Annotated in this window: 7 protein-coding genes and 2 tRNA genes; 6 read left to right on the forward strand and 3 right to left on the reverse strand. The window is 32.7% G+C overall.

The genetic code is table 11. From position 1 onward, the window contains the following. Positions 1 to 31: 31 nt before the first annotated feature. Positions 32 to 742 (reverse strand): AraC family transcriptional regulator, encoded by a 711-nt coding sequence (locus tag ACYQ19_RS09090; RefSeq protein ID WP_459979118.1) that lies wholly within the window; start codon positions 740 to 742, stop codon positions 32 to 34. A 77-nt stretch (positions 743 to 819) separates the two neighbouring features. On the opposite strand from ACYQ19_RS09090, the gene ACYQ19_RS09095 reads away from it, so the two are divergent. The 3 genes from ACYQ19_RS09095 to ACYQ19_RS09105 all read left to right on the forward strand — a co-directional run bounded on the left by ACYQ19_RS09095 (position 820) and on the right by ACYQ19_RS09105 (position 1,462). Further along, positions 820 to 1,233 (forward strand): hypothetical protein, encoded by a 414-nt coding sequence (locus tag ACYQ19_RS09095; RefSeq protein WP_459979119.1) that lies wholly within the window; start codon positions 820 to 822, stop codon positions 1,231 to 1,233. Positions 1,234 to 1,270: 37 nt separating this feature from the next. Then, positions 1,271 to 1,346 (forward strand) — tRNA-Asn (locus ACYQ19_RS09100). Positions 1,347 to 1,385: 39 nt separating this feature from the next. Then, a tRNA-Thr gene (locus ACYQ19_RS09105) sits at positions 1,386 to 1,462 on the forward strand. Positions 1,463 to 1,827: 365 nt separating this feature from the next. On the opposite strand, the gene ACYQ19_RS09110 is transcribed toward ACYQ19_RS09105, so the two are convergent. Both ACYQ19_RS09110 and tatB read right to left on the reverse strand, forming a co-directional pair. Continuing rightward, a complete protein-coding gene (locus ACYQ19_RS09110) occupies positions 1,828 to 2,712 on the reverse strand; it encodes an RluA family pseudouridine synthase (RefSeq protein ID WP_459979120.1) in 885 nt (294 codons plus the stop codon). Further along, positions 2,712 to 3,038 (reverse strand): Sec-independent protein translocase protein TatB, encoded by a 327-nt coding sequence (gene tatB / locus ACYQ19_RS09115; RefSeq protein WP_459979121.1) that lies wholly within the window; start codon positions 3,036 to 3,038, stop codon positions 2,712 to 2,714. Before tatB ends, ACYQ19_RS09110 begins: the two co-directional genes overlap by 1 nt. 71 nt (positions 3,039 to 3,109) lie before the next feature. Between tatB and purB the strand changes: the two genes are divergently transcribed. The 3 genes from purB to ACYQ19_RS09130 are packed head-to-tail and all read left to right on the forward strand — an operon-like array spanning position 3,110 to position 5,746. Beyond that, positions 3,110 to 4,441 (forward strand): adenylosuccinate lyase, encoded by a 1,332-nt coding sequence (purB, locus tag ACYQ19_RS09120; RefSeq protein WP_459979122.1) that lies wholly within the window; start codon positions 3,110 to 3,112, stop codon positions 4,439 to 4,441. Between the two features lie 13 nt (positions 4,442 to 4,454). Then, positions 4,455 to 5,141: a carbon-nitrogen hydrolase family protein gene (locus tag ACYQ19_RS09125; protein WP_459979123.1), complete on the forward strand. Its 687-nt coding sequence runs from the start codon at positions 4,455 to 4,457 to the stop codon at positions 5,139 to 5,141. Beyond that, positions 5,138 to 5,746, forward strand: coding sequence for a protein-L-isoaspartate(D-aspartate) O-methyltransferase (locus ACYQ19_RS09130; RefSeq protein ID WP_459979124.1), 609 nt, complete (start codon positions 5,138 to 5,140; stop codon positions 5,744 to 5,746). The genes ACYQ19_RS09125 and ACYQ19_RS09130 overlap by 4 nt, the downstream gene beginning before the upstream one ends. Positions 5,747 to 6,045 lie beyond the last annotated feature (299 nt).

Genomic DNA, 6,045 nt, shown 5'->3' on the forward strand with positions numbered 1-6,045 from the left:
AATTATATCAAAATGCAACTGAGTTGCAAAATTAATGTTTTGGTGTAAATCCGAATACTTTTTTAAACTCTTTTATAAAGTGGCTTTGATCACTAAATCCGGCACTTACCGCAACGATTGAGAGGTTGTTTTCTTTTTTCATAAGTTCAAGTGCATAGTTTAATCGTTTAACTATAATATATTGATGTGGGGTAAGTCCAAGCTGGTTTTTAAAAAGCCTTAAAAAATGATATTTACTTAAATTTTCAGACTCTGCAAGGGTTTGTAGATTGAGTTTTTGCGTAAAGTTCTTATCGATTAACTGAATAGATCTTTTTAATTTTATATCGGGAAGTTCAATCTTTTGGATGTAAGAAATTAGTTTTTCAAAGAAGAAATATACCGCTTCTTCGTTTTTGTTATACATCTTGCAAAAAAGAGTATTAATTTCATTTGAGGTTATTTTGTTTTGAAAGTTTAGATCTTTTGCAGAGGCGATTTCAAAGGTTATTTGATTCACGAAATCTTTTTCCAATACAATACTTTTATATTCCCATATACCCGATTTTACATAGTGTATTTCATTCGGGTTTATGATTCTGAAATCGTTTTTTTCATAATTAAGGGTTTTGTTTTTAAATTCTACAACACAAGAGCCGTTTGTAATAAGTGAGAAAGAGTATGTCTGATGAAAATGCGGTTTAAATTCTGTATTATTGTAATTATTCTCGATATATGCTGCAGTTTTGCTAAATTTAATCATATATTTAACCTTTTTGAAATATTATTATTGTATCATTGAAATATAAAATTTAATAGAAAAAAATTGCGGAGAATGATATGTATAAAAAAGCCTTTTATCTGTGGCTTAATATTGCGATATTTATGTTTTTTATAATTGTGATTGATTTTATATTATTTGAAGATTTAATAATTTACTGGCATAAATTTTTTTATGTAAAAGAGATATTTATTTCGTTGTTTGCTGGAACAATATTAATCAGTATATTTGCAATTGGTTATTTTTTTGAAAAACAGGGGGTTATTTCATTCCAAAACAGATTTATTGGGTATTTAAAGCTATATTTTTCAATATTTTGGAGGGCTTTGATGTTTGTTGTGCCAATAATAGGATTGATTGCATATATATATCACGGCAGTATCGGAAGTAGAATAGCTACAATTTTTATTGAAATTTTAGCCGGTTTTCCTGCGATTTATTGGTATTTGAGAAAAATTTCAAAAAATTCTTGACACAAATTAATTTTTTGCATATAATTTCAATCCACATTCCGGCGTAGCTCAGTCGGTAGAGCAGACGGCTGTTAACCGTCGGGTCAGAGGTTCGAGTCCTCTCGCCGGAGCCATTCAAAGTCTGCTCATAATAGTGTCTGTCACTTTTATATGCCGGCGTAGCTCAGTTGGCTAGAGCAGCTGATTTGTAATCAGCAGGTCGGGGGTTCGAGTCCCTTCGCCGGCTCCACTTATAAATTCAGAATTATTAGTATTGTTAAATTATGTTTCATAAAATAAACATATAATATAAATGATTTCAAATTACGTATAACATACACAATAACAAGAAATATTAATTTATTGTAGTGCCAGAGAATAAATAAATTAGATGAAAAAATGTTTTTATCAATTATTTATAAATAAACTATTTATTAATAAACAATCATTACAATCAATTAGAGACAATTAATTAAAAAGTAAAATGAAGTTCAGAACTTAAATTGTGCCAGACACTTAAGTGTAAATTACCTAAAAAGGCCAAAAAGGCCTTATAGAGGAGGTTTTAAAACTTTTAAGGAGGGGAAATTGAGTTTGAATTATAACGAAAAAAGCTTAATTTTCGCTTAATTCTTTCTCAAATGATCTGCTTGTAATTACATATTTGTTATTCATAAACATAAATTCAAGATAATATGCGTGAAGCATAAGCCTTTTTGCCCCCGTTTTTTCAATACGTTCTTTTTCATCAATCAGTTTATTTAAGTATCTGTCGGCAAAATCGTTATCCACCCCGTATAGGGGATCTCCTACTATCGGATGCCCAATGCTGAAAAGATGGACTCTTATCTGATGCTGTCTGCCTGTGAGTGGAATGCATTCCACAAGCGTGTTTTCACCTATTTTTCTAATCGGTTTGATTATCGTAACCGATTCTTTCCCTTCAGGATGGATTAACACTTTTACTTTAATGTTTTCATCTTTATTAACGGCAATTGGTTTTTTTATTGTCAGCTCTTTTTCAAGATGCCCTTTTACCAAAGCTAGGTATTTTTTTTGAATTTCTTTATCTTGAAAGGCTTTTTTTAAGACTGATTCACTGAATTTGTTTTTACTGGCCATTACAAGACCGCTTGTTTCTTTATCGAGTCTGTGGACTAGGTTTGCGTCGTTTCCCCATAGTGATCTTACATCATCAAGTAGGCTTTTGGTATTTGCGAGTTTTTTGGGATGTATCGCGACGCCGCTTGGTTTGTCAAATACGGCAAAATGAGTCGTTTCAAATATCGGTTTTAGTCCGTATCCGTTGGGTTCGAATACGATACATTTCAGTTTGCCTGTAGCCCTTTGGGATTTTTTCGTAACTCTTTTATCGTTTACGCTTACTCTTCCCCTGTCAATCGCCCTTTTGGCTTCACGAATGTTGAAGCCCAGTTTTTTAACTAAAAAATCAAGAACTTTTTCATCTTTTATTTCAAATTCTTTGACAATGAAGCCCATTATTTAATCATATCCGAAAAATCTTTCTTTTTACCCATTGCGGTTAAATCATCAAGTGAAGTAAGACCTTTATTGATTTCTCCTACGTCTGTATCCACTTTTCTTTGCAGTTCTTCAAGCTGTTTTTTGTATTTTTGCATCTCTTCTTTCATCTCTTCAAGTTCGAGCTCACGTCTTATATCAGCCGTTGCGTCTCTCCACATTTTTTTGATTTTTCCTACAAACCTTCCTATCTGAACCATGGCTTCGGGAAGTTTGTCAGGGCCTAAAACAATAATGGCAATAACGGCAATAAACAGAATTTCGGTAAATCCCATATCTGGCATATCGGACCTTTTTTCCTGAATTATATCACAACTAAGTTAATTTGATACAATTACATTAAAAAAGGCAGGGTATGGTTGAAAGATATGCAAGAGAAGAAATGAAAAAACTTTGGGATATGAATGCTAAGTATCAGGCATGGCTTGATGTGGAAATAGCGGCGGTGAAAGCTTGGAATAAACTTGGGCTTATCCCTGATGAAGACGCAAAAAAAATAGAGCAGAACGCAAAATTTGACATTAAAAGAATTGATGAGATCGAAAAAGAAACAAAACATGATGTAATTGCGTTTTTAACAAGTGTGGCAGAGAGCCTCGGAGAAGAAAGCAGATGGGTTCATTATGGTATGACTTCAAGTGATACTATCGATACGGCTGTTGCTCTTCAGATGAGAGATTCGCTTAAAATTATAATAGATGATGTTAAAATGGTAATGGAATCAATTAAAAAAAGAGCCATGGAGCATAAATATACTCTGATGGTCGGAAGAAGCCATGGAATTCACGGAGAACCTATTACGTTTGGATTAGTGCTTAGCATTTGGTATGACGAAATGAAAAGACATCTTAAAAACCTTGAAGAAACGCTTGAAGTAATCAGTGTTGGTAAAATAAGTGGTGCTATGGGGAACTTCGCTCATGCACCTATTGAACTTGAAGAGCTTACTTGTGAATTTTTAGGGCTAAAACCTGCACCTATTTCAAATCAGGTAATTCAAAGAGACAGATACGCAAGATTAGCTTCCGCACTCGGCCTTCTTGCTTCAACTGTTGAAAAAATTGCAGTAAACATCAGACATTTTCAAAGAACTGAAGTTTATGAAGCGGAAGAGTATTTTTCTAAAGGACAAAAAGGCTCTTCAGCAATGCCTCATAAAAGAAATCCTGTTTTAAGTGAAAATATAACTGGACTTGCAAGAATTATCAGAAGTTATACAATTCCGGCTATGGAAAACGTAGCACTTTGGCATGAAAGAGATATAAGCCACAGCTCAACTGAAAGATTCTGGCTTCCAGATGCATTTATTACAACTGACTTTATGCTACATAGATTAAACAATATTATCGCAAACCTTGTTGTATATCCTGAAAATATGATGAAAAACCTTAATCTTACAGGTGGACTTGTCTTTTCTCAAAGAGTTCTTCTTGAATTACCGAAAAAAGGTGTAAGCAGGGAAGATGCATATAAAATTGTTCAGAGAAATGCTATGAAAGTATGGGAAGAGATTCAAAAAGGACATGCACCTCTTAATGAAAAAGGTGAGAGTTTGTTTTTAGAATATTTGTTAAAAGATGAAGATCTCAAGAAATACTTAAGCGATGAAGAAATAAGAGGACTTTTCGATTACAATTACTATACAAGAAACGTGGATAGAATTTACAAAAGAGTTTACGGGGAGTAATTAACAGTTAAAAATGAAAAGTGAAAAGTTAAAAATTGAGCTGGTAAATTTTAAAACGTCAAAAGATTACGAATATAACCTGAGGAGGGTGGTTGAAAATATAGAAAATTCGACCGCCGATTTTTTTCTTTTCCCTGAAGTTTGTCTAACTGGCTTTGATTATGAAAAGTGGGATGAAGTTAACTTATTTGGTGAATATGCTTTAAAAGAACTTTCAAAATTAAATAAACCTTTCGCGCTTACATTGATTTATAATAATAAGAACTACTTTTGTCTGTTTGATAATGGACTACAATATAAAAGGGCGAAATATAATCTTTTTGGTGATGAAAATAGATGTTTTGAAGTTGGAAAAAAACCTGAAATTTTTGAATTTAGAGGTTTAAAATTTGCAAGTCTTATCTGCTTTGAGCTTAGATTTTTGGAATATTGGCAGAATTTTAGAGGTATTGATTTGATTTTAGTTCCAGCAAGATGGGGAAAAGAAAGAATTGAACATTTTAAAACTTTAAATAAAGCCCTTGCTCTTTCAACTCAGTCACAGGTGATATCTGTGAACAGTGCAAACGAGTATTCTTGGGGATGCAGTTTTGATGCGTGGGGTGATGGTATTGAGGTTAGCAGTGAGAGAGGTATTGCGTTTATTGATTTGGATAAAAACAGAAAAATCAGAAAAAAATTAAATATAGGAATATCATGAGTAAAATATTGGCAGATAAAATAGCAGATTACGTGGAACTTGGACCCAGGGAATATAAAGCGTTTTGTGAAATAGACAGAAAATATTTTGTCCCAGCCGGGTTTGAGAGAAAAGCTTATGATATTACTCCGCTACCTCTCGCCGATGATTCTACAATCAGCTCTCCACTTACGATTGCGAAAATGACTTCATATCTTGAACTTGATGATGTGGATAGCATTCTTGAAATAGGATGCGGCAGCGGTTATCAAGCGGCGATTCTCAGTAAAATAGTAAGAAGGGTGTTTACTATTGACAGAATCTGCAGACTTGTTGAAGTTGCAAAAGAGAGATTTAAAAAATTAGGTCTTTATAATATTAATGTTAAATGTGATGATGGAAGATTTGGTTGGAGAGCTTATGCTCCGTTTGACAGGATACTTCTTTCTGCTTATATTGAAGATATGGAAAAAGAACTGCTCTCACAGGTTAAAGGTGATGGATTTATTCTTGCTCCTGTAAAAATAGGAAATGAGCAGGTTATTACAAAGTTTTACAAAGACGGCAGAAAAGAAACGCTTGAAGCATGTGAATTCGTCCCGGTAAAAAAAGGCGTTGTAAAATAGATAGAATATAATTTTTTAAAAGTGAACATTAAGAATATAAAAATTATTGTATATTAAATGGATAAAAGAAAACATTATCAAGTATAGAGAAGAAAAATACTGATTTGTATTATAGTGCCAGACACAATTTAAAGGGTTATTAAAGAAGTTAAAGAATAAAATTATTAAAAATTATATAATATATATAACTATAGAATGAAGAAATAGTATTAATAATTAGGTGCCAGACTCCATGTGATTAAAAAAGTAAGGAAGAGGTTAAAAGCGGAGTATAAGAAGGGGAAAAAGAGCAAAAAAAG

It is taken from the genome of Nautilia lithotrophica (assembly GCF_054656815.1).

What these genes read in the sequence shown, in the direction of transcription:
- ACYQ19_RS09125 (WP_459979123.1), top strand. Translation starts at nt 4,455, where the DNA reads ATGAAAAGTGAAAAGTTAAAAATTGAGCTGGTAAATTTTAAAACGTCA.
- ACYQ19_RS09095 (WP_459979119.1), top strand. Translation starts at nt 820, where the DNA reads ATGTATAAAAAAGCCTTTTATCTGTGGCTTAATATTGCGATATTTATG.
- purB (WP_459979122.1), top strand. Translation starts at nt 3,110, where the DNA reads ATGGTTGAAAGATATGCAAGAGAAGAAATGAAAAAACTTTGGGATATG.
- ACYQ19_RS09090 (WP_459979118.1), bottom strand. Translation starts at nt 742, where the DNA reads ATGATTAAATTTAGCAAAACTGCAGCATATATCGAGAATAATTACAAT.
- ACYQ19_RS09130 (WP_459979124.1), top strand. Translation starts at nt 5,138, where the DNA reads ATGAGTAAAATATTGGCAGATAAAATAGCAGATTACGTGGAACTTGGA.
- ACYQ19_RS09110 (WP_459979120.1), bottom strand. Translation starts at nt 2,712, where the DNA reads ATGGGCTTCATTGTCAAAGAATTTGAAATAAAAGATGAAAAAGTTCTT.
- tatB (WP_459979121.1), bottom strand. Translation starts at nt 3,038, where the DNA reads ATGCCAGATATGGGATTTACCGAAATTCTGTTTATTGCCGTTATTGCC.